Here is a 21,113-nt window from a genome sequence, read left to right as displayed (position 1 = left end):
CTCTCCCGTTCTACTCACGTTTTGGCCGGTTTGGCCGGCTTGATATCCATCCGCTTCAGAGGCACTTCAGTAGGCTTGCTGGCGGATGAAACACGGGCCGCCTTTTCCTTGCGCTTGCGGCGCAGGATCATGGGCGGACATTTCTGGTCATTCCAGTAGGTCACCTGGCAATCCAGGCAGTAATGACATTCATTCGGATTGATACGACCGTCCGGATGAATGGCCTGCACTTCGCATTCATGGGCACAGATCTGGCATGGGGAGCCGCACTCCTTGTGGCGCTTGAGCCAGTCAAACAGCCGCAGGCGGGCCGGGATGGCCAAGCCGGCACCCAGGGGGCACATGTAGCGGCAGAAGAATTTACGATTGACGATGGAAATGGCCAGCAGGATGACGGCGTAGAGCACGAAACCCCATTCCCGCTGCCAGCGCATGGTCACCGCGGTCTTGAAGGGCTCAACCTCGGCATAAACTTCTGCAGTAGCGAGAGAATGCAGTGAGATACCGAACAGAAGGAGCAGAATCAGGTACTTGAGTGACCAGAGGCGCTCATGAATGAAGAAGGGCAACTCCCATTGGGGAATCTTGAGCTTGCGAGAGGCTTCATTGATCAGTTCCTGCATGGCACCGAAGGGGCATAGCCAGCCGCAATAAACACCCCGGCCCCACAGCAGGAGTGTGGCGGCGACGAAGGTCCACATGATGAACATCATGGGGTCCATCAGGAAGGTGGACCACTGGAAATCGGTGAACAGAGCGTTACTGAAGGTGAATATATTGACCACCGACAGCTGGGCCAGGGCATACCAGCCGATGAACACCACGGTGTAGATCAGGAAGCCGGTACGCAGGCGGTGCAACAGGCGCGGTCGGCGGGCAAGCCAGTCCTGAAAGAGGAGGATGAACGTCAGCAGCAGCAGGCCTGCGCCCAGCACCACGATGTGGACAACCCGATCCTCCCAGACACTGACCCACAATGGGCGATCGCTCTCCTCGGCAATGCTCCGTTGCGGTTCGGGATAATCGAACCAGGCCTCCACCGGATTCATGTCCAGCGGAAAATTCACGAACTCGGATTCCAGTGCGCCCACCTGGCGCCGAACCAGCAGATCAAGCTCCCAGGGCTTGCCGGGGTTGAATTCATGCTCGGAACGGATGATGAAGATGTCGCGCTCGACGAAGGAGGGGCTGCCCTCTGCTTCCGGGCGTGAAGCCCGCACCAGATCGGTATCGCGAAACTGGATGGCCGTCTCGCCCTGGTGAACCTGAATTCGGTCGAAGATGCCACCCCGCACGAAACCGGATCCCTTGAAGGAATATCGACCGTCTGCCATCAGATAAATGGCGTGTTCACCCTCCGAAAGGCGGTCCATGAGGCGGTCATAGGCCGCCTGCCCCAGGAGATTGCGGCCGGTTGTGGGTGTATTAAGGTAGGCTGCGTAAAGCTCAATGAAGGTCTCGTCTTCGCGCCCTTCGGGCGCGGTATCCACACCTTCGGCGTCCGTCCCTTCAAAGGCCTCATCGACCTCACCCCAGGCGAGGTGCAGGCGACCGATAGCCTCCAGTTCACGTAGCTCACGCCAGGTTCTGGTTTCGAAGCGATCCATGCGGACCGTGGCCGGCGGCGCAACGGCAACCGCATCCGGATCCACCAGCCCTTGGGCCACGGCAACCCGACGGGCCGCCTGCATGATGGCCTCCCCCATGACCACTACGGTCACGGTGGCGCCGGAGACGGCATCAACGTAGTTGTAGCCTTCCCGCTGACGAGCCGAGAGCCCGACACGAACGCGGTCACGGATGCTCTGCCCCACGTACTGGTCAACGAACTCCTGAAGACGGCGTTCCGGGATCCCGACGAGCATGATGGGCTCTTCATGATCAAGCACACGAACGCCTGTGACCGTGCCGGACAGATCCATGCCCACGAACATGTTCACGGGCTTGCCGGAATAGGCCGGTATGGGTGAGACATCATTGGTCTCGAAGATCAGGCCTATGCGGTCGTCACCACGCCACGCCACTTCCACCGGGGGTTCGCCATCCACCACCTCGAAACGATCCGCATCCGGGAAGAAGGCCTCGCGGCCTTCCTCCCGAACCTGTTCAAAGGCAGCCGCCGGCGCACCGGCAAGCAGCAAGAGTATTGCAATGACAACTCGTGACATTCCCTGCACTCGATGGTGGAGGTGAGTGAACAGCCCTATTTCCGTTCCTGGGCCTCGTAATAGGCCGCAAGATCGCGGATATCCTGATCGCTCAGGTGTGTGGCCTGGGGCGCCATCTGGGGATCATCCCGTTCGCCGTCCCGGAAGGCCTTGAGCGCCGCCTCCATCTCCGCGGCCGGCATGCCGGCGATGCTCGGGTACAGGCTGGGGATGCTGCTGTTCCCGCCCTGACCGTGACAGCCTGCACAGGTAGCGGCCCGGGCCTCGCCACGATCCTTGTCGCCCGGCTCGGCGTGGGCGGTGGCACCCAGACACAGGGCGGCGAAGAAGAGAGGAATTGTTTTATTGAGATTTTTCATGACGTTGCATACTCTCCACTGAATTATTGCGCATCTTTGTTACGCATATTGTGGTTCAAGCGCGCCGGTCCGTACTTGATCTGGAACAAGTTTTGACTTGATTCCCTGTGCTTTACTCGAAACCGGGCCTGGAGCAGTGATCTGCGGCCTCCCCCATCAGAAGGAGTCATTCACATGAGCAGAACGCAAGACAGTGGGTTGGAAGGGTTCAGACGAGACGGGATCGTCGCCGCCCGTCAGCTTGTGGAGGAATTTCGCTTTCGACTCGACGGCATCCCGGAGACGATTCACCTTCGTATCTACGGTGGCCCAGGGAATGCGCGTTTCGAAACCGAGCAAAGCCATTACCTGCAGGCACCCGGAATGGGCAGCCCGGATGTAACGGAAAAGGACGACTACGCCAGCGTTCGCGAAGCCGTTGACGATGTGCTTGATCACTTCCTGATTGCCTATCAGGAGGCCACCGCCGCCGGGCATGAACCGGACGAGAGCTGGCTCATGCCCAGCCGCGAAATGGAGGGGGACTGAAAGGCAGTCAGTCGGCGCTCAACACATCCATCATCCACTGATCGATCCGCTCGATCTGCTCCGGGCTCAGACTGTGTCCGACCGGGTACTCTTGCCACTCGACCGAATACCCAAGTGCGAGCAGGTGATCACGACTGCGCCGGGCCGCTTCCACCGGAACCACTTCGTCATCCTGCCCATGCATCATGAGAATGGGCGTGTTCCCGTTGGCCGAGCTGGCCGCCTCTGGCAGCTCATCGGCAAGCACCAGCTCACCGGACAGGGCAATGATGCCGGCCAGCGGCTGTTCGTGTCGCAGACCAACATGCAGCGCCATGGAAGCACCCTGTGAGAACCCGGCCAGCACGGTCTTGCCGGAAGGAATGCCCCGCTCGGCTTCACGCTGCAGGATATCCACCAGAAAGCGGGCGCTTTCCTCAATTCCGTCGCAATCTTCCGGCGCCTCCCCCGGCTGACCCAGGACATCGAACCAGGCCCGAGCCGGACGCTCTTCATCCACACTGATTCGCCGCATGGGGGCATTGGGTGCCAGGTAGTGAAGCCCCATCTCTCGCGACTGGCTCAGATTCTTGATCACGGCGTTCAGGTCGCTGGCGTTCACACCCAGGCCATGCAGCCAGATTGTCGCCGCCTGCACTTCTCGCCGAGTGAATACCTCCATAGTGGACATATCCTGCTGTTCAAACACGGCTCGCTCTCCTCGCCCGTTGATGATGCCGTCATTGTGGCGCAATACACGGCGTGCGCCTTGATCCAGGACAATTCAGGACGCATCACCCGGCAATGATCCGGATGATGCGTCCTGACCATCCACTCAGAATGAAGCGGCCAGACGCAGCCAGACGGTCCGCCCCGGCTCGGGAATCCGCCCTTCCAGGGCACCAAGCTCGGCCTCACCCCGCTGAATATGCTCGGCGTAGGCCCGATCCAGCAGATTGTCGACCCCGATACTCAGACGCAGCTCATCGCTGAGATGGCGACCGGCATAGGCCGACAACACCGCGAAGCCCGGGGTTTCTTCACTGTCCAGACCATAGATGGTGCCGTAGCCCGGGTGAATGCGGTCCTGTTTGGCGACGGCCCGAAGATGCAGACCACTGAAGTAATGGTCGTTCTCGTGGGCCAGGCCGAGGGTGATCTCGCCAGGGGGCGTCTGAGCCAGCGCCCTGTCATCGCTGTCATTGCTGCTGCGCAACCACACCAGACTGGAGTTGAACTTCCAGTGGTCGCTCAGGCGATACACCACATCCAGCTCGCCACCCTGCGTGCTGGCATCCACATTGCGCGCCTCCCGGTCTTCCCGGCCGGGCTCGATGATCAGAATGTGATCCCGAATCAGCCCGTAGAAGAGCGCCACATTCACCGTCACGGCGCTCCCCCGGTATTGCAGGCCCAGATCCAGCTGGGTAAGCGACTCGTCGTCCAGGTCGAACACCCGCCGACGCTCCCAGAAATCCGGGGCACGCTCGGCGTGGCCCAGCCCCACAAACAGGGTCAAGGGACGCGTGGCCATGTCCTGGCTATAGCGGATAAAGGCACTGTGCTGATCCGACTGCTCGCGACTGCCCGGCTCTGCACCGCCGAAGCCATCATCGTCCAGGGCCGTGGCCCGCGAGCGATCGGCGCGCAAGCCCATATTGAAACGGCTGCGTGGCGTGATCATGCGCTCGCCTTCCAGGAACACACCGTAGTCGAGGAACTCGGCCGTGTCCTCTCGCGGCACATCGCGAAAGGTGAAGGCATCCGAGCCCATCAGGCGATTGCCCCGGTGCCGGTTCTCCATCCAGTCGACACCCAGATCCATCTGCCAGCGTTCGGCCGGGGTCACGGTCGCCGTTGCCCGCAGGCCGTGGGTGCGGCGGTCCGGGTAACTCACCATGGGCATCATGGGCGGTGCCCGCAGAGTGTAGTTGTCCATGACGTGATCAATTTCGTTGTGGAACAGCACCCCCTCCAGTTCATCCAGCCAGCCGTTGATGTCCTGGCGGGAGGCACGCAGGCTGTAGCCGCTGCGCGCAAAGCGACTGCCATCCATGCCGCGATCGTCATAGGCCGCCTGGGCATCACTGCGGTCGTGACTGAACTCCACGTGCGTCAGGCTATCCGGGGTCCACCCCAGTACCAGGGTGTTGCTCCAGCGCTGATAGGCGGAATGCACCTGCTCACCATCGCCATCACGATAGTCATCCTGAGTGGAGGTGGTGGCGATCAGACGGGCAAAGCCTGTCGGCCCACCGGATGTCACCTCAGCGGTGAAATCCCGTCGCCCGAAGCTGCCCGCGGTGAAGCCGGCATAACCCTCGGTGGTGGTTTCATGGAAACGGCTGCGCTCACGCTCGAAGCGCACCACCCCCGCACTGCTCGCCCCATAGCGAACCGACTGGGGCCCCTTGATGACCTCGATGCGTTCATAGGCCTCGGGATAGACATAGGCGGTGGGCGGATCCATGCGTCCACCGCAGCCACCCAGTATCTGGGCATCATCCAACAGAATGTTCAGCCGTGAACCACCGAGACCACGCAGGGCAGGGTCACCACTGGTGCCGCCCTTGCGGCTGAGTGAAAAGCCGGGGATGGTCTTGAGATAGGCACCGCCATCATGGGCCGGCATGCCCACCTGTGGCTGGCGGGGATCAATGAAAAGGCGATAGGGATCCAGCATCACCGGCGCGGTCACCACGATGGTGTCCAGTCGCAGGGCCTGTCGCATGGCTTCGGCCTGGGCCAGCATGTGGCTGTGATCATGGGCATGGCCGTTGTCTTCGGGCGGTGTTTCATTCCGGGTTTCTGCCCAGACCGGGGCGCAGGCGAGCACTCCCGTCAGGGCGGCAATCAGATAGGTCTTCATGCTCCGTCCTCTGGTCGGATTCTTGATAGCGTCCTGCCAGTTGGCAGGTTGATCTCGAGTCAGAGACGGTGGGGTGGTGCGCGAACGGGCGGCAGGCGCAAGCCGATGGACGCCGGGATGGCCGCCCCCTCGGATTGCCGGAGGATGGGGAGAAGATCAGGCGCCTGCGCTGCAAGCGCGGTATCGATCAGGGCGTAGTCACTGGCCAGCGGCGACCAGGGGCAATGGGGAGCCGTGGCCTCGGCCTGATCCGAGTGAGGCCCATGGCCATGATGGTGGTGATGATCGTGGTCCGGGTGAACGTCCCCTTGCTGGACACGTTCAAGAAAGGCGGTATCCCAGCCCTGATCCGGACAGAACTCGAGCCAGCTTCCCTGCCCCGGCATGAAGCCCAGCGGCACCACGGCGCGCGTTGCGAGCGAAAGGCTCAGCAACAGCAATAGCAGAGTGCGTGAGGCAACCGTTCTCATGGGCTGTTTCAAAGACCTGTGGCAATTTCTGATGATCAGCTTAATGATCAAGGACGCCTTAAACCTTGTCCTGGATCAAATTCGTGCTGGAAGCCGGCCCGCGTCGAGAGTATTCAGAGTTCGGTGCGAACCTCGATCAGCTCCGGGAAGAACTGCAGATCCAGGGCCCGCTTGAGGAAGGACACCCCGGAGGAGCCGCCGGTGCCAGTCTTGTGACCGATAATGCGCTCCACCGTCTTCATGTGGCGGAAGCGCCAGAGCTGGAAGCTTTCCTCGATATCCAGCAACTTTTCGGCCATTTCGTAGGCATCCCAGTGGTTGGCGGTGTCACTGTAGATGCGGCGGAAGACCTCGGTCACGCCGGGGTGGGACTCGTAGGGCTCGGCCCAGTCGCGCTCGATCTTCTCGGCCGGCACGCCATGGCCACGGCGGGCGAGATAGCGCAAAAACTCGTCGTACAGGCTGGGGCTGTTGAGGATCCCGCTCAGCCAGGCATGGGTCTCGGGCTCGTGCTCAAAGACCTTGAGCATGTCGGCGTTCTTGTTGCCAAGTAGGAATTCCAGGCCCCGATACTGGGGCGACTGGAAGCCGGAGGAACCGCCCAGCACGCCGCGGAACTCGGCATACTCGGAGGGCGTCAGGGTCTCCAGCACGGCCCATTGCTCGAACAGCTGGCGCTGAATGAGCTTCACGCGGGCCATGATCTTGAAACAGGGCTCCAGGCGATCCTCCTGCACGTGCCTGAGGGCGGCACTCAGCTCATGGAGCATCAGCTTGATCCAGAGCTCGGAGGTCTGATGCTGAATGATGAAAAGCATCTCGTCGTGGTGGGGCGGGTCGGAGAGGGGGTGCTGGGCGTCCAGCAGCCGATCCAGGCCGAGATAGCCTGAATAGGTGAGCCGATCCTTCAGATCGGTGGAAATACCCGCTTCCAGATCCCGCCGGTTGGACATGCCCTGCTCTCCTGAGGATGCGTAACTGATGCTGGAGGGGAACTATACACGCCCCACCGCCGGGTAGAAATTGCAAACCACCCCTCAAGCCAAACCACGCCCATCGAAGCCGCTTTTCTCACTCCCCCACCCTTTTCAGAAAGGAGGCCCAAGGCATGGGTATCGCTCCCCAGGGCTGGGCAACCCTGCCACCCCACCCGGCCTCCTTGCTGAAAACGGTGGGGCTGTCGAGAGAAGCGGTCTCGATAAGCGCCTGATTACATCCCGCCCCGGACTTCAAACGGGCGTTCGAATGCGGGGCGGGGCGGGTTTTGCTAAACTTCGCGCGGCCGCGCCCGACGTGGTCCTTTTTCGAGCGCCCTGCGGGCCGCCCGGGAAAGGCCAAATCGGTGTGCCGGACATATATATAGTGTCGGCTCCCACCCCCGGCAACGCCGCCGGGCAGGGGCCGTCGTTCAACCCCGTTTCCCAGACCAGATTTCCTGCGGATGGCAGAAACGGGCGGGAGCCTGATGCCGCTGCCCGCCCCGCCCGGTGCTTTCACCGGCGGAGGTATGGCCAGCGGCGGGGCAAAACCGTTACGGGGCCGGCCAGACGACGCCAGCCCCTCATCACGGGAGGTAAGCCAGTGAGTATCGCGGCGACGTTCGAGATCCCCTTCGAGCAGTTCCTGGACCCGAAAGGCAAGCCGGTCAAGGACCTGCCCAAGTGGGCTGACAAGGAAGAACTGCTGAAGCTGTACAAGATGATGACCAAGGTGCGGGTCTTCGACACCAAGGCCATCGCCCTGCAGCGGACCGGCAAGCTCGGCACCTACGCATCCTGCCTCGGCCACGAAGCGGCCCACGTGGGCATCGGCGCAGCCATGATCGAGGAGGACGCTTTCTGCCCCATGTACCGGGAGTACGGTGCCCAGTTCATGCGCGGCGTGAAGATGTCCGAAGTGCTGCTCTACTGGGGCGGCGACGAGCGTGGCTCGAACTTCTCCGGCCCCCAGCACGACTTCCCCTGGTGTGTGCCCATCGCCACCCAGTACCTGCATGCCGCCGGCTCCGCCATGGCCTTCAAGTACCGGGGCGAGAAACGCGCCGCCGTGACCGTGATCGGCGATGGTGGCACCTCCGAGGGCGATTTCTACGAGGCCCTCAACGCCGCCGGTGCCTGGCAGCTGCCCTTCGTGGGCGTGACGGTGAACAACAAGTGGGCCATCTCCGTGCCCCTGTCCAAGCAGACCGCCTGTGAAACCCTGGCCCAGAAGGGCATTGCCGCGGGCATGGACTGCGTGCAGGTGGACGGCAACGATATCGTGGCCGTGCGCGACGTGATGCAGAACGCCCTGCACAAGGCCCGCGAGGGCAAGGGCCCGACCTTCGTCGAAATGCTGACCTATCGCCTGCACGACCACACCACCGCGGATGATGCCCGCCGCTACCGCTCAGACGATGAAGTGGAAGCCGAGCGCAAGAAGGAGCCGCTGATCCGCCTGCGTCAGTACATCACCGATCAGGGCTGGTGGGACGAGGATCAGGAAAAGGTTCTGCTGGAAGAGTGCAAGAAGGAAGTGGATGCCGCCGTGGTGGAATACCAGTCCATCGAGGCCCCGGGCGTGGAAGACATGTTCGATTATCACTTCGAGGAATTGACCGATCCGCTCAGCGAGCAGCGGGAAATCGCTATCAAGGAGGCCCGTCGCAATGGCTAAGGTCACTCTTATTGATGCCGTGAACATGGCCATGGCTCACGAGCTGGAGAACGACGACCGGGTCGTGGTCTTTGGCGAAGACGTAGGCGTCAACGGCGGGGTCTTCCGGGCCACGGCCGGCCTGCAGGAACGCTTCGGCGAGAACCGGGTCATGGACACCCCGCTGGCGGAATCCATGATCACCGGCATGGGCGTGGGCATGGCCGCCCAGGGCCTGCGCCCGGTGGCGGAGATCCAGTTCTCCGGTTTCATCTATCCGGGCTTCGACCACATCATTTCCCACGCCGCCCGCCTGCGGAACCGCACCCGTGGCCGCCTGAGCTGCCCGCTGGTGATCCGTGCGCCCTTCGGCGGCGGTATCCACGCCCCCGAGCACCACTCGGAGAGCACCGAGGCGCTGTTCGCCCACATTCCGGGCCTGCGCACCGTGATTCCGTCTTCCCCGCAGCGCGCCTACGGTCTGCTGCTGGCGGCCATCCGCTGCCCGGATCCGGTGATCTTCTTCGAGCCCAACCGCCTGTACCGGATGGTGAAGCAGGAAGTGGAAGACAACGGCGAGGCCCTGCCCCTGGATGTCTGCTTCGTGCTCAAGGAAGGCACCGACGTGACCCTGATCTCCTGGGCACCGGCCATGCATGAAACCCTGCAGGCCGCCAAGGAGCTGGAAGCCGAGGGCATCAGCTGCGAAGTGATCGATGTGGCCACCATCGCCCCGCTGGACATGGACACCATTCTGGAATCCGTGGAGAAGACCGGGCGTGCCGTGATCGTGCATGAAGCCCCGCGTAATGTGGGTGTGGGCGCCGAGATTGCCGCCAACCTGGCCGAGAAGGGCATTTATGACCTCAAGGCCCCGGTTCAGCGTGTCACCGGCTACGATGTGACCATGCCGCTGTTCAAGCTGGAAAAGCAGTACCTGCCGTCGGTGGCTCGCATCAAGGACGCCGTGCAGCGGACTCTGGAGGACTAAGGCCATGAAGACTTTCAATCTCCCGGACCTGGGCGAAGGCCTGCAGGACGCCGAGATCGTCGAATGGAAGGTCAAGGTCGGCGATACGGTCAATGTGGATGACCCGCTGCTGGCGGTAGAAACCGCCAAGGCGGTGGTGGATGTGCCCTCACCCGAGAGCGGCACCATCACCAAGCTGTACGCCAGGAACGGCGATGTGGTGGAAGTGGGCAAGCCCCTGGTGGATTTCGATGGTGAGCCGGACAGCGGCGATGCCGAGCCCGCGCCCGCCGAAGCCAAGGCCGAGAAGCCGGCGGAAGCCAAGCCGGCCAAGAAGAAGGCGGCCGCCACGGGCGGTGGCGTGGTCTTCAACCTGCCCGATCTGGGCGAAGGCCTGCAGGACGCCGAGATCGTCGAATGGAAAGTGGCCGAAGGCGATGAAGTGAAGGTGGATGATCCGCTGGTGGCGGTGGAAACCGCCAAGGCCGTGGTGGATGTCCCCTCGCCCGAGAACGGCGTCATCGGCAAGCTGCACGCCAGGAACGGCGATGTGGTGGAAGTGGGCAAGCCGCTGGTGACCTTCGGGGCCGCCGACGGCGGTGACGAAGCCCCGGCCAAGGCCGAGCCCGCCAAGGACGACGGCGAGCGTGAGGACGCGGGCAGCGTGGTTGGCAAGATGACCACCTCCGACGAGGAGCTCACCGAGACCGCGATCGTGCGCAAGAAGCGCAAGCGGGGCGGCACCGGCAAGGTCAAGGCCCTGCCCGCCGTGCGCCGCCTGGCGAAAGAGCTGGACGTGGACCTCAGCCGGGTCCCAGCGACCGGCAACAAGGGTCAGGTCACTGCGGCCGACGTGGAAAAGGCCGCCGCCTCCGGTGGTGCCCGTCGCCCGACTGCGGCTGCCCCGGCACCGGCCATGGGTTTTGCCGGTGGCATGGAAACGCCGATGGCCCCGCCACGGGACGACGTGGACTACGGCGTGCCGCAGCCCATTCGTGGCCCGCGCCGTGCCATGCACATGAGCATGTCCGCCTCCCGCGACCAGGTGGCCGCCTGCACCCTGTTCGACGATGCCGACATCCATTACTGGCAGCCCGGGCAGGACATCACCGGCCGCATCATCCGCGCCCTGGTGGCCGGCGTGCGCGCCGAACCGGGCATGAACGCCTGGTATGACGGTGAGAAGCGGGAGCGCATCCTGCACGAGAACGTGGATGTGGCCATGGCCGTGGACACCCCGGACGGTCTGATCGTGCCGGTGCTGCGCCAGGTGGATCAGACCGATGCGGCCGGGCTTCGCCAGAAGCTCAATGCCGTCAAGCAGGCCACCCGCGATCGCAGCGTGGCGCCGGAAGACATGAAGGATCCGACCATCACCCTGTCGAACTTCGGCATGATGGCCGGCCGCTACGCCACGCCGGTGGTGGTGCCACCCCAGGTGGCCATTCTCGGCACCGGTGGCATTCGCCACGATGTGGTGGCGGTCATGGGCGGCATGGAATGCCACAAGCGCATTCCCCTGTCGGTCACCTTCGACCACCGCTGCCTCACCGGCGGCGAAGCCTGTCGCTTCCTCAAGGCCGTCATCGACGACCTGCAGAAGCCGTTCTGAGCGACGACTGAAAGCGCAGCAAGCAAGCGAACCCCGGTGGCCAACGGCTGCCGGGGTTTTTTATTGCCTTTCCGTTTGAATCCGGCAAAAATCCCCCGTATCCCCATACATTAAGCGGCGAAAACCCGTTAGAATCGGGGCAGTTCGCCTGGGTGTCGGGCTGGCCCGTTCGGGACCGGCCCGTTTTCACATTTTACGGCGACATCACACCCCCGCTGACCCGACTGCCAGTTCAAGGATTCACTCATGGTGGCAAAGAAAAGCTCCGCAAGACGCGCCCGCACCCCACAGATCATTTCGGCCGCCCGCGACATGCTCGGCGACCGGTTCTCTGACCAGCATGAGACCTTTATCCGGCACTTCTTCCGCGCCGTGGCCCGGGAAGATCTGGCCACGCGCACCCCGAAGGATCTGGCCGGAGCCGCCCTGGCCCACTGGAAGTTCGGCCGTGACCGTGTGCCGGGCGAACCCAGCATCCGCATCTACAACCCGGATCGGAAACAGGATGGCTGGGAATCCCAGCACACCGTGGTGGAAGTGGTCACCGATGACATGCCTTTCCTGGTGGACTCCCTGTCCATGGCCCTCAATCGCAAGGGCTTCACCATCCATCTGACCGTGCATCCGCTGGTGCAGGTGGATCGCACGCCCAAGGGCCGTCTGCGCAGTGCCGTGGAACCTGGCGCGGACATGGGTGACAAGGGCTTCGTGGAATCCTGGCAGCAGATCGAAATCGACCGGGAAACCGATGAAGAGCGCCTGGAAGATCTTCGCCAGGAGCTGCTTCGGGTGCTGGATGATGTCCGCATGGCGGTTGAAGACTGGTCGGAGATGCGCCAGAAGGCCAATCAAATTCGCGTGGAACTGGAAACCGATCCCCCCAAGACCAGCAGCGATATCCGCGAAGTGATCAATTTCCTGGAGTGGATGGAATCCAACCACTTCACCTTCCTTGGCTACCAGGAATACCGACTCGATCACAAAGGCGGGCATCTGCGACTGCTGCCGGTTCACAAGAGCGGTCTCGGCATCCTCAGCAAGGAGCGGGAGAAGAGTGAGCCCCGCGACCTGCCCGAGCAGGTCCACGAACACGCACTGTCTTCCGAGCTGTTGGTCATCACCAAGGCGAACTCCTTCTCCACCGTTCACCGCCCCAGCTATCTTGATTACGTCAGCATCAAGACCTTCGATGACGAAGGCAATGTACTCGGTGAACGCCGTTTCCTCGGCCTGTTCACCTCCTCGGCCTACAGCCGTAGTCCGCGGGACATCCCGATTCTGCGCAGGAAGGTGGATGCGGTCATCAGAAAGGCCCGACTTCCCAACGCCAGCCATGCTGGCAAGGCATTGCTGCACATTCTCGAGACCTACCCACGGGATGAGCTGTTCCAGAGCACGGTGGACGAACTGTATGACATCAGCACCGGCATCGTGCAGCTGCAGGAACGCCAGCGGGTCAAGCTGTTCATCCGCCGTGATGCCTTCGGGCGCTTCTATTCCTGCCTCGTCTACGTGCCAAGGGAACGCTACAACACCCAGGTGCGCGAGCACATTCAGGCCATTCTGAAAGGTGAGCTCAACGGCCTGGGTACGGAATCCACGGTGGAAATCGACGAATCCATCCTCGCCCGTGCACACATCATCGTGCGCACCCAGCCCTGGACGACCCCGGAGTTCAGCGTTGCGGACATCGAGGAGAAGATCGAATACGTGGTGCGCTCCTGGCAGGATCACCTGCGCGATATTCTGGTGGATCGACTGGGCGAGGAGCAGGGCCTGAAACTGCACCGGCGCTACGCCAACTGCTTCCCGGCCGCCTATCAGGAAGACGTGACGCCCGAGGCGGCGGCCTACGATGTGCAGAAAATGGATCTGCTGCAGGATGACGACAGCATCCGCATGAGCCTGTACCGGCCCAAACCGCATCTGAAGAACCTGCTGCGCTTCAAGATCTTCCGCCGCGAACAGCCCATCCCGATTTCCGACATCCTGCCCATGCTGGAAAACATGGGCGTGAAGGTCATCGCCGAACGTCCCTATGAAATCGAGCTGGGTGATCTCTCCATCGTCTGGATTCAGGACGTGGAAATGATCAACGCCACGGGTGAGGACGTGGACCTGGAAGCTGTCCGCGAGATTTTCCAGGATGCCTTTGAACGCACCTGGAACGGGGATGCCGAGAACGACGGATTCCATCGCCTGGTGCTGTCGGCGGAACTGGACTGGCGGCAGGTGGTCATTCTGCGCGCCTACTGCAAGTACCTGAGCCAGACCGGCCTGCCCTTCAGTCAGAACTACATGGAGGACATCCTGGTCGGAAACACCGCCATTACCCGGGATCTGGTGGCCCTGTTCGAAACAGCCTTTGACCCGGACTTCGACGGTGATCGGGGCGCCGGCTGTCGTGAACTCGCCGAGCGCATCGGCAATGCCCTGGAAGACGTATCCAGCCTCGATGCCGATCGCATCCTGCGCGCCTACCTCGGCGTCATCCGCGCCACCCTGCGTACCAACTTCTACCAGCAGGGCCAGGATGGCGACTGGAAGTCCTATGTCTCCTTCAAGTTCGATCCGGCCAAGGTGCCGGAGCTGCCCCTGCCGAAGCCGGCCTATGAGATCTTCCTTTACTCACCCAGAGTCGAGGGTGTTCACCTGCGTGGTGGCAAGGTGGCCCGTGGTGGTCTGCGCTGGTCCGACCGGCGGGAGGATTTCCGTACCGAAGTGCTGGGCCTGATGAAGGCACAACAGGTGAAGAACACCCTGATCGTGCCCATGGGTGCCAAGGGTGGTTTCGTGGTCAAGCAGCCGCCACGCAATGCCACCCGCGAGGCGATGATGGCCGAGGTGGAAAACTGCTACAAGGACTTCATCCGCGGCCTGCTGGACATCACCGACAACCTCAAGGACGGCAAGATCGTGCCGCCGCCGGCCTGTGTCCGCCACGATGATGATGACCCCTATCTGGTGGTGGCTGCCGACAAGGGCACAGCCACCTTCTCCGACCTGGCCAATGCCGTCTCCGCCGAATACGACTTCTGGCTGGGCGATGCCTTCGCGTCTGGCGGCTCGGTGGGATATGACCACAAGAAGATGGGCATCACTGCCAAGGGTGCCTGGGAGTCCGTCAAGCGCCATTTCCGGGAAATGGGCATCGACTGTCAGAACCAGGATTTCTCCGTGGTGGGCATCGGTGACATGGGCGGTGACGTGTTCGGCAACGGCATGCTGCTGTCACGGCACATCAAGCTCAAGGCCGCCTTCAACCACATGCACATCTTCCTGGATCCGGATCCGGATCCGGAGGCAAGCTTCAAGGAGCGCGAACGACTGTTCAAGCTTCCTCGTTCCACCTGGGATGACTACAACAAGGAACTGATCTCCAGGGGTGGCGGTGTCTTCTCCCGCAGCGCCAAGAGCATCACCCTGCCAAAGGAAGTGCGGGAGATGCTGGACGTGGAAGAGAGCCGCATGACACCGCAGGAACTGATCCGCGCCATCCTCAAGTCGCCGGTGGACCTGATCTGGAATGGCGGCATCGGCACCTATGTGAAGTCGGTGGACGAGACCCACGCCGACGTGGGTGATCGGGCCAATGACGGCGTGCGCATCAACGGCTCCGCCCTGCGCTGCCGCGTGGTGGGTGAGGGCGGCAACCTGGGCCTCACCCAGCTTGGCCGAATTGAATATGCCCAGCGTGGTGGCCGGATCAACACCGACTTCATCGACAACTCCGGTGGCGTGGACTGTTCCGACCGGGAAGTGAACATCAAGATCCTGCTGAGCATGGTGATGGCCGATGGTGGGCTGAAACCCAAGCAGCGCGACAAACTGTTCATGGACATGACCAGCGAAGTATCCAACCAGGTTCTGCGGGACAACTACCTGCAGACCCAGGCGCTGTCCTTTACCGAAGCGCAAGCGGCCAACCGCCTCAACGAGCATGTGCATCTGATCCGCGTGCTGGAGCGCAGCGGTGACCTCAATCGCTCCCTGGAGTATCTGCCGGACGATGAAGGCATCAACGAGCTGCGCAAGTCCGGGCGTGGCCTGACACGACCGGAGCTGTCGATTCTCCTGGCCTATGCCAAGAATGACATCTACTCCGATTTGCTGGCGTCCGATGTGCCGGAGGACACCTATCTGGCCCGGGAACTGAGCAACTACTTCCCCACGCCCCTGCGTGACAAGTACCAGGATTACATGGAGCAGCACCGCCTGCGCCGGGAGATCATCGCCACCAGCATCACCAACAGCATGGTGAACCGCATGGGGCCAAGCTTCTCCCAGCGCATGCGCGACGACACCGGTGCGGATCATGCTTCCGTAACCCGGGCCTACACCATTGCCCGGGAGGCTTTCGGTGTGCGCGAACTCTGGCAGGCCGTCGAAGGGCTCGACAATCGGGTACCGGCCAGCATCCAGATTTCCATGATGGTTCAAATTGGTCGCCTGTTGCGCAATGCCACTCGCTGGCTGCTCAACCGGCCGGAGCGTCGCCTGGACATCGCCGAGCGGGTCAGCTTCTTCCAGGAGGGCATCGCTACCATGCGCGATGGCCTCATGGAACTGCTGCCTCAGGTGGAAATCAGCCGCATCGGCCAGAACATCCAGCAGTTCACGGACATGGCTGTGCCGGAACCGCTGGCCCGCCAGGTTGCTGTCATGGAATACCTCTATTCCGGTCTCGATCTGGTGGAGGTGGCCCATCAACGCGAAATGGACATACTCACCGTGGCCAAGGTCTATTTCGATGTGGGCAGCCATCTGCATCTGGACTGGATCCGGGAGGAGATCGAAGCCCTGCCGGCCGAAGGTCACTGGCAGTCCGTGGCCCGCGGGACCCTGCGGGAGAACCTCTTCAGCTATCGCCGTGATCTCACTGCCATCGTGCTGGATGTAACCGAGGACGAAGAGCTGCCACCCAATGAGCGGGCAGATGCCTGGTGCGCGGAGAACGATGAGCGCGTGATGCATGCCATGCGCATCATCGGTGACATGCAGAATGTGGGTGGCCTGGATTTCGCCACGGTCTCCGTCGCCCTGCAGGAGATCCGCAAGCTGGCGCAGGTGGAACACGCCTGAGCCCCGCCATGATCGGCTCTCATCGCCGGCCGCCTGTCCGTTTGCGCGGACAGGCGGCTTGACGCGACCCAGCGATCGTCCCATAAAGAGATAAAGAAGAAGCCAAATCGGACGGGAGGATTGCGCCCAGCGCGCCTGGCATGGAAATCACCAATCAGGTCATACTCTTCATTGGCATGATCTTTCTGGTCAGCATCCTGGCCAGCATCATCTCCGCACGTCTGGGCGCCCCGCTGCTGCTGGTCTTTCTGGTCATCGGCATGATGCTGGGCGAGGAAGGCCTGGGTATTCGCTTCGATGATATCCAGACCGCCCACCTGATTGGCAGTCTGGCGCTGGCCATCATCCTGTTCGACGGCGGCCTTCGCACCTCCACCTCCAGTTTCCGTGTCGGCCTGAAACCCGCCATTTCCCTGGCCAGCGTGGGGGTGTTGATCACCGCCGTCATTACCGGCCTGTTCGCCGCCTGGCTGCTGGAACTGCACTGGATTTACGGCCTGCTGATGGGCGCCATCATCGGCTCCACGGACGCGGCGGCCGTGTTTTCCCTGCTGCACACCTCGAAATTGGAACTGCAACAGCGTGTGGGGGCCACGCTGGAGATCGAATCCGGCAGCAACGACCCCATGGCCATCTTCCTGACCCTGGTCATGGTGGAGTTGATCATCTCCGGCCAGAAGCAGCTGGACTGGCTGATCAGTATCGAATTCATTCGCCAGATGGGCCTGGGCGCCATCATGGGGCTTGGGGGAGCGTGGCTGGCGGCACGCAGCGTCAATGCCCTGCCCCTGACACCCGGCCTGTACCCCCTGCTGGCCCTGGCGGCCGGCCTGTTGATCTTCGGCGCCACTGCCATGGTCGGTGGCAGTGGCTTTCTGGCCATCTATCTGGCCGGGATCGTACTGGGCAACACTCGGGTACAGTCGGTTCAGAACATCCGACGCTTCCACGATGGCATGGCCTGGATCAGTCAGATTGTCATGTTTCTGATGCTGGGGCTTCTGGTCACCCCCAGTGAGTTGCTCCATGTGGCACTGCCGGCGCTACTGATCGCCCTGGTGCTGATCTTCATCGCCCGTCCCATTGCGGTCTTCCTCAGTCTGATCCCCTTCCGCTTCGCATTGCGGGAACAGACCTTCATCGGCTGGGTGGGCCTGCGTGGGGCCGTGCCGATCATTCTGGCCATTTTCCCCCTGCTGGCGGGCATTCCCGAGGCACAGATATTCTTCAATGTGGCCTTCTTCGTGGTTCTGGTCTCTCTGATCATTCAAGGCTGGAGTCTCACGCCCGTTGCACGCCTGCTTCAGGTACAGATCCCGGCCAAGACCCATCTGGTACAGCGAGTGGAACTGGATCTACCGGGCCAGCCGGATTATGAGTTGGCCGGCTATCAGGTCGAGAAAGGGTCTTCCGCCCATGGTCGGGATCCCCAGCGCCTGGTGCTGCCGGATGGCGTCAAACCGGTGCTCGTCATCCGGCGGGATGAACTGAAGGGCCCGGAGGAAATCACCTCACTGGACGTGAGGGACACCATATACCTGGTAACACCCCTGAAGCATCTGGAGCTGCTGGATCGACTGTTCGTTTCCAGAGAGGCTCCACAGCTGGCGGATGATCGGCGCTTCTTTGGTGAATTCACTCTGGATGGAGCCGCCCGGCTTTCCGATGTGGCTGCCATGTACGGGATTACTCCCCCCGAGGGCAGCGAAGATCAGACGGCTGCGGAATTCCTCATTGACCGCTTCGGCAAGCCAGTGGTGGGTGACCGGGTCCGGATTGATTCGGTTGAGCTGGTCATTCGAAAGATGAACGGCGATCAACCGGAAAAGGTGGGTCTCAAACTGCTCTGATGCCGGCTTCAACGCCTGGGGGCAACACCTCGCGACAGGCGTGACAGGCCGACCTTCCGACCCATGGCCTGGCGCACAAACCAGCGCCGAAGCGGGCCGAGGCGATCAAGACCCAACAGAGCGGTGCTTCGCAATGGGCCGACCCCGGGCAATGCCAGTGTAAAACCCTCCACCAGACCCCGGGTCCAGCTGCCTGTCCAGGCAATATCACGGTCACGCTCACGGGCATGGGTCTGCAGCAGTGTCGGCGATCCAGGGTCACCGGACTGAGCGGCCGTTTCAATCAGCCGTTCCGCCAGATCCCCAATCCCGCGCAAGGCCAGGTTGAAACCCTGTCCGGCCACCGGATGCAGAGACATGGCGGCATTGCCCGCCAGCACCACTCGCTCATCCACCAGGCGACGGGCGCGAACCTGGAACAGGGGATAGACCGAGCGTTCCCCTATTGCCCGGAATGCGCCCAGGTGGGAGCCGAAGCGCGCTCGCAGCTCCCCCAGCAAGCGGGACGCATCCATCTGCTGACAGGCTTCCGCCTCCTCCCGTGCAAGACTCATGACCAGGTTCATGCGGTGCCGGACACCGTCGGCCTCCGGCAAGGGCAGCAGGGCCATGGGCCCCTGCGGCGTGAAACGCTCGAAGGCCCAGCCCTGATGCGGTCTTTCAACTTCCAGATTAGCCACCAAAGCCACATGGGGGAAGCGCACGGTCTGAGCGGGAATCCCCAGGGCGTCCCGTAGCCGAGAGCGCGCACCATCCGCCACCACCACAAGATCGGCACACCATTCCCGATCCGCGCTGTCCCGCACGCAGACGGGTTCGTCACTGTTTGCCGGTCGCTGGATGGCGCTCACGCCCGCCTTGATCAGGCTGACGTTATCACAGCCCGCCAGGTGCTCAGACAGTGCCTGACCCAGCAGGCGGTTGGGCAGCACATGACCGAGGGCATCAACGCCAAGATCATCAGCGTGCAGGCGCGAACGGCCGAAACGGCCCTGCTCAGAGACATGGATGTGGCGGATGGCACTGGCTCCGTCGGCCAGGGTTTCCCACAGACCCACACTGTGGAGAAACTGGCGTGATGACCAGGACAAGGCCGTTGCCCGCTCGTCGAAACTGGGGTTTTCACCGCTGGACAGCGGTGCCGGTTCAATCAGGCCAATTCGCCATGGGGTAACCGACAGGGCAAGCGCCAGACTCGCACCGACCATTCCACCGCCGGCGATCAGGACATCAAAATCAACGTCGCTCCGCGTTGAGCTGCCCCTGCTCATGCCGCCCTGGCTCCCGACATTTCGGCTTCCACTTCCCTTGCGCTGCGTGGCAAACCAACGGAGAGCAGCTCATGGCCCTCGGATGTGATCAGCACATCATCCTCGATGCGGATGCCGATGCCCCGCCAGCGGGCATCAACCGCGCTACAGTCGGCATTGATGTAGATTCCCGGTTCCACTGTCAGCACCATGCCGGCTTCCAGCTGGCGCCAGTGGCCATCCACGCGATACTCACCCACATCGTGCACATCCAGGCCCAGCCAATGTCCGGTCCGGTGCATGAAATAGGGGCGATAGGCTTCCGAGGCCACCAGCTCATCCGGGTGCCCCTCGAGTATGCCGAGATCCACCAGACCCTGGGTGATGACCTCGATGACCCGTGCATGGGCATCATTCCAGCCGGCCCCGGGTCGGAGGGTCTCGAAGGCGGCATCCTGAGATGCCAACACCAATTCGTACAGGGCCTGCTGTTCGCGGCTGAATCGACCGTTCACCGGGAAGGTGCGACTGATGTCCGATGCGTACAGCTCATATTCACAACCGGCATCAATGAGGAGCAGATCACCATCCTTGAGGGGCGCACGATTGTGAATGTAATGCAGGGTACAGGCGTTGGGGCCACCGGCCACGATGCTGGGATAGGCCGCCTCAAGTCCGTGGCGGCGGAAAGTGTGCAGCAACTCGGCCTCGATCTCGTATTCCATCATGCCAGGCCGACAGGCCCGCATGGCACGAAGATGGGCCTCCACGGAAACAGCCGCCGCACTCCGCAAGGCTCGAATCTCCTCCCGGCTCTTGTAACAGCGCATGTCCTGGAGGACATGGTCGAGCGCAACGATCTGGTGTGCCTCATGACCACCCTCGCCCTTGTCCTTCAGGAGATTCACCCAGGCCAGCAGGCGCTGATCGAAATCACGATGCCGGCCCATGGCGTAATAGATGCGTTCACGCCCTTCGAGCAGACCGGGCAGAATGTCATTGAGATCATCGATGGGAAAGGCGTCATCGGCACCGAAGGCCGCACACGCGCCTTCAGGACCGGCCCGGGGCCCATCCCAGGCTTCATGGTGAGCATCCTTGTCGCGACAGAACAGGATGTATTCCCCATGCGCCCGGCCGGGTGCAATCACCGCCACCGCGGACGGCTCATCAAAGCCGGTGAGATACCAGAAATCGCTGTCCTGGCGATAGGAATGAAAAATGTCACGGCTGCGCCGCCGCTCCGGCGCGGCAGGCAGGATGGCCACCGCGCCCGGCCCCATGGTCTGCATGAGTTGACGGCGACGTCGGGCAAACTCACGCTGGGACGGCATCGCTCGCT

Annotated in this window: 14 protein-coding genes; 6 read left to right on the top strand and 8 right to left on the bottom strand. The window is 62.3% G+C overall.

Features of this window, described 5'->3' with window-relative positions; all coding sequences use genetic code 11:
• Positions 1–14: 14 nt before the first annotated feature.
• Both nosR and RBH19_RS10875 read right to left on the bottom strand, forming a co-directional pair.
• Entirely contained in the window at positions 15–2,168 is a 2,154-nt protein-coding gene (gene nosR / locus RBH19_RS10880) for a transcriptional regulator NosR (protein ID WP_306728883.1), read from the bottom strand.
• Positions 2,169–2,203: 35 nt separating this feature from the next.
• Positions 2,204–2,527: a c-type cytochrome gene (locus RBH19_RS10875; protein WP_306728882.1), complete on the bottom strand. Its 324-nt coding sequence runs from the start codon at positions 2,525–2,527 to the stop codon at positions 2,204–2,206.
• 174 nt (positions 2,528–2,701) lie between these two features.
• Here RBH19_RS10875 and RBH19_RS10870 point away from each other — a divergent pair, with 174 nt between their 5' ends.
• Complete coding sequence (locus tag RBH19_RS10870) at positions 2,702–3,055, top strand: hypothetical protein (protein WP_306728881.1); 354 nt, start codon at positions 2,702–2,704, stop codon at positions 3,053–3,055.
• A 7-nt stretch (positions 3,056–3,062) separates the two neighbouring features.
• On the opposite strand, the gene RBH19_RS10865 is transcribed toward RBH19_RS10870, so the two are convergent.
• The 4 genes from RBH19_RS10865 to kynA all read right to left on the bottom strand — a co-directional run bounded on the left by RBH19_RS10865 (position 3,063) and on the right by kynA (position 7,326).
• On the bottom strand, positions 3,063–3,743 hold the full coding sequence (locus tag RBH19_RS10865; RefSeq protein WP_306728880.1) for an alpha/beta hydrolase: 681 nt from the start codon (positions 3,741–3,743) through the stop codon (positions 3,063–3,065).
• A gap of 126 nt (positions 3,744–3,869) precedes the next feature.
• Positions 3,870–5,903: a TonB-dependent copper receptor gene (locus RBH19_RS10860; protein ID WP_306728879.1), complete on the bottom strand. Its 2,034-nt coding sequence runs from the start codon at positions 5,901–5,903 to the stop codon at positions 3,870–3,872.
• A 59-nt stretch (positions 5,904–5,962) separates the two neighbouring features.
• Entirely contained in the window at positions 5,963–6,373 is a 411-nt protein-coding gene (locus RBH19_RS10855) for a hypothetical protein (protein ID WP_306728878.1), read from the bottom strand.
• A 113-nt stretch (positions 6,374–6,486) separates the two neighbouring features.
• A complete protein-coding gene (gene kynA, locus RBH19_RS10850) occupies positions 6,487–7,326 on the bottom strand; it encodes a tryptophan 2,3-dioxygenase (RefSeq protein ID WP_306728877.1) in 840 nt (279 codons plus the stop codon).
• Between the two features lie 628 nt (positions 7,327–7,954).
• Here kynA and pdhA point away from each other — a divergent pair.
• From pdhA to RBH19_RS10825, 5 genes are all read left to right on the top strand, one after another.
• Complete coding sequence (pdhA, locus tag RBH19_RS10845) at positions 7,955–9,028, top strand: pyruvate dehydrogenase (acetyl-transferring) E1 component subunit alpha (protein ID WP_306728876.1); 1,074 nt, start codon at positions 7,955–7,957, stop codon at positions 9,026–9,028.
• Positions 9,021–9,998, top strand: a complete 978-nt coding sequence (locus RBH19_RS10840) for an alpha-ketoacid dehydrogenase subunit beta (RefSeq protein WP_306728875.1) — start codon at positions 9,021–9,023, stop codon at positions 9,996–9,998. The genes pdhA and RBH19_RS10840 overlap by 8 nt, the downstream gene beginning before the upstream one ends.
• Positions 9,999–10,002: 4 nt before the next feature.
• Positions 10,003–11,589, top strand: a complete 1,587-nt coding sequence (locus tag RBH19_RS10835; RefSeq protein WP_306728874.1) for a dihydrolipoyl dehydrogenase family protein — start codon at positions 10,003–10,005, stop codon at positions 11,587–11,589.
• Between the two features lie 246 nt (positions 11,590–11,835).
• The gene (locus RBH19_RS10830; protein WP_306728873.1) at positions 11,836–16,671 is read left to right on the top strand and encodes an NAD-glutamate dehydrogenase; all 4,836 of its coding nucleotides are present in this window, start codon (positions 11,836–11,838) and stop codon (positions 16,669–16,671) included.
• Between the two features lie 140 nt (positions 16,672–16,811).
• On the top strand, positions 16,812–18,521 hold the full coding sequence (locus RBH19_RS10825) for a potassium/proton antiporter (protein ID WP_306728872.1): 1,710 nt from the start codon (positions 16,812–16,814) through the stop codon (positions 18,519–18,521).
• Between the two features lie 8 nt (positions 18,522–18,529).
• Here RBH19_RS10825 and RBH19_RS10820 read toward each other — a convergent pair whose 3' ends face one another.
• Together RBH19_RS10820 and RBH19_RS10815 are read right to left on the bottom strand one after the other, a co-directional pair.
• Positions 18,530–19,792 (bottom strand): FAD-dependent monooxygenase, encoded by a 1,263-nt coding sequence (locus RBH19_RS10820; protein WP_306728871.1) that lies wholly within the window; start codon positions 19,790–19,792, stop codon positions 18,530–18,532.
• The gene (locus tag RBH19_RS10815; protein WP_306728870.1) at positions 19,789–21,105 is read right to left on the bottom strand and encodes an aminopeptidase P N-terminal domain-containing protein; all 1,317 of its coding nucleotides are present in this window, start codon (positions 21,103–21,105) and stop codon (positions 19,789–19,791) included. The genes RBH19_RS10820 and RBH19_RS10815 overlap by 4 nt, the downstream gene beginning before the upstream one ends.
• Positions 21,106–21,113: the final 8 nt, after the last annotated feature.

This window comes from Natronospira bacteriovora, assembly GCF_030848495.1.
GTDB classification, from domain to species: Bacteria; Pseudomonadota; Gammaproteobacteria; order Natronospirales; family Natronospiraceae; genus Natronospira; species Natronospira bacteriovora.
Note: the sequence above shows the minus strand (reverse complement) of the source record. Positions and strands in the feature narration are given on the sequence as shown.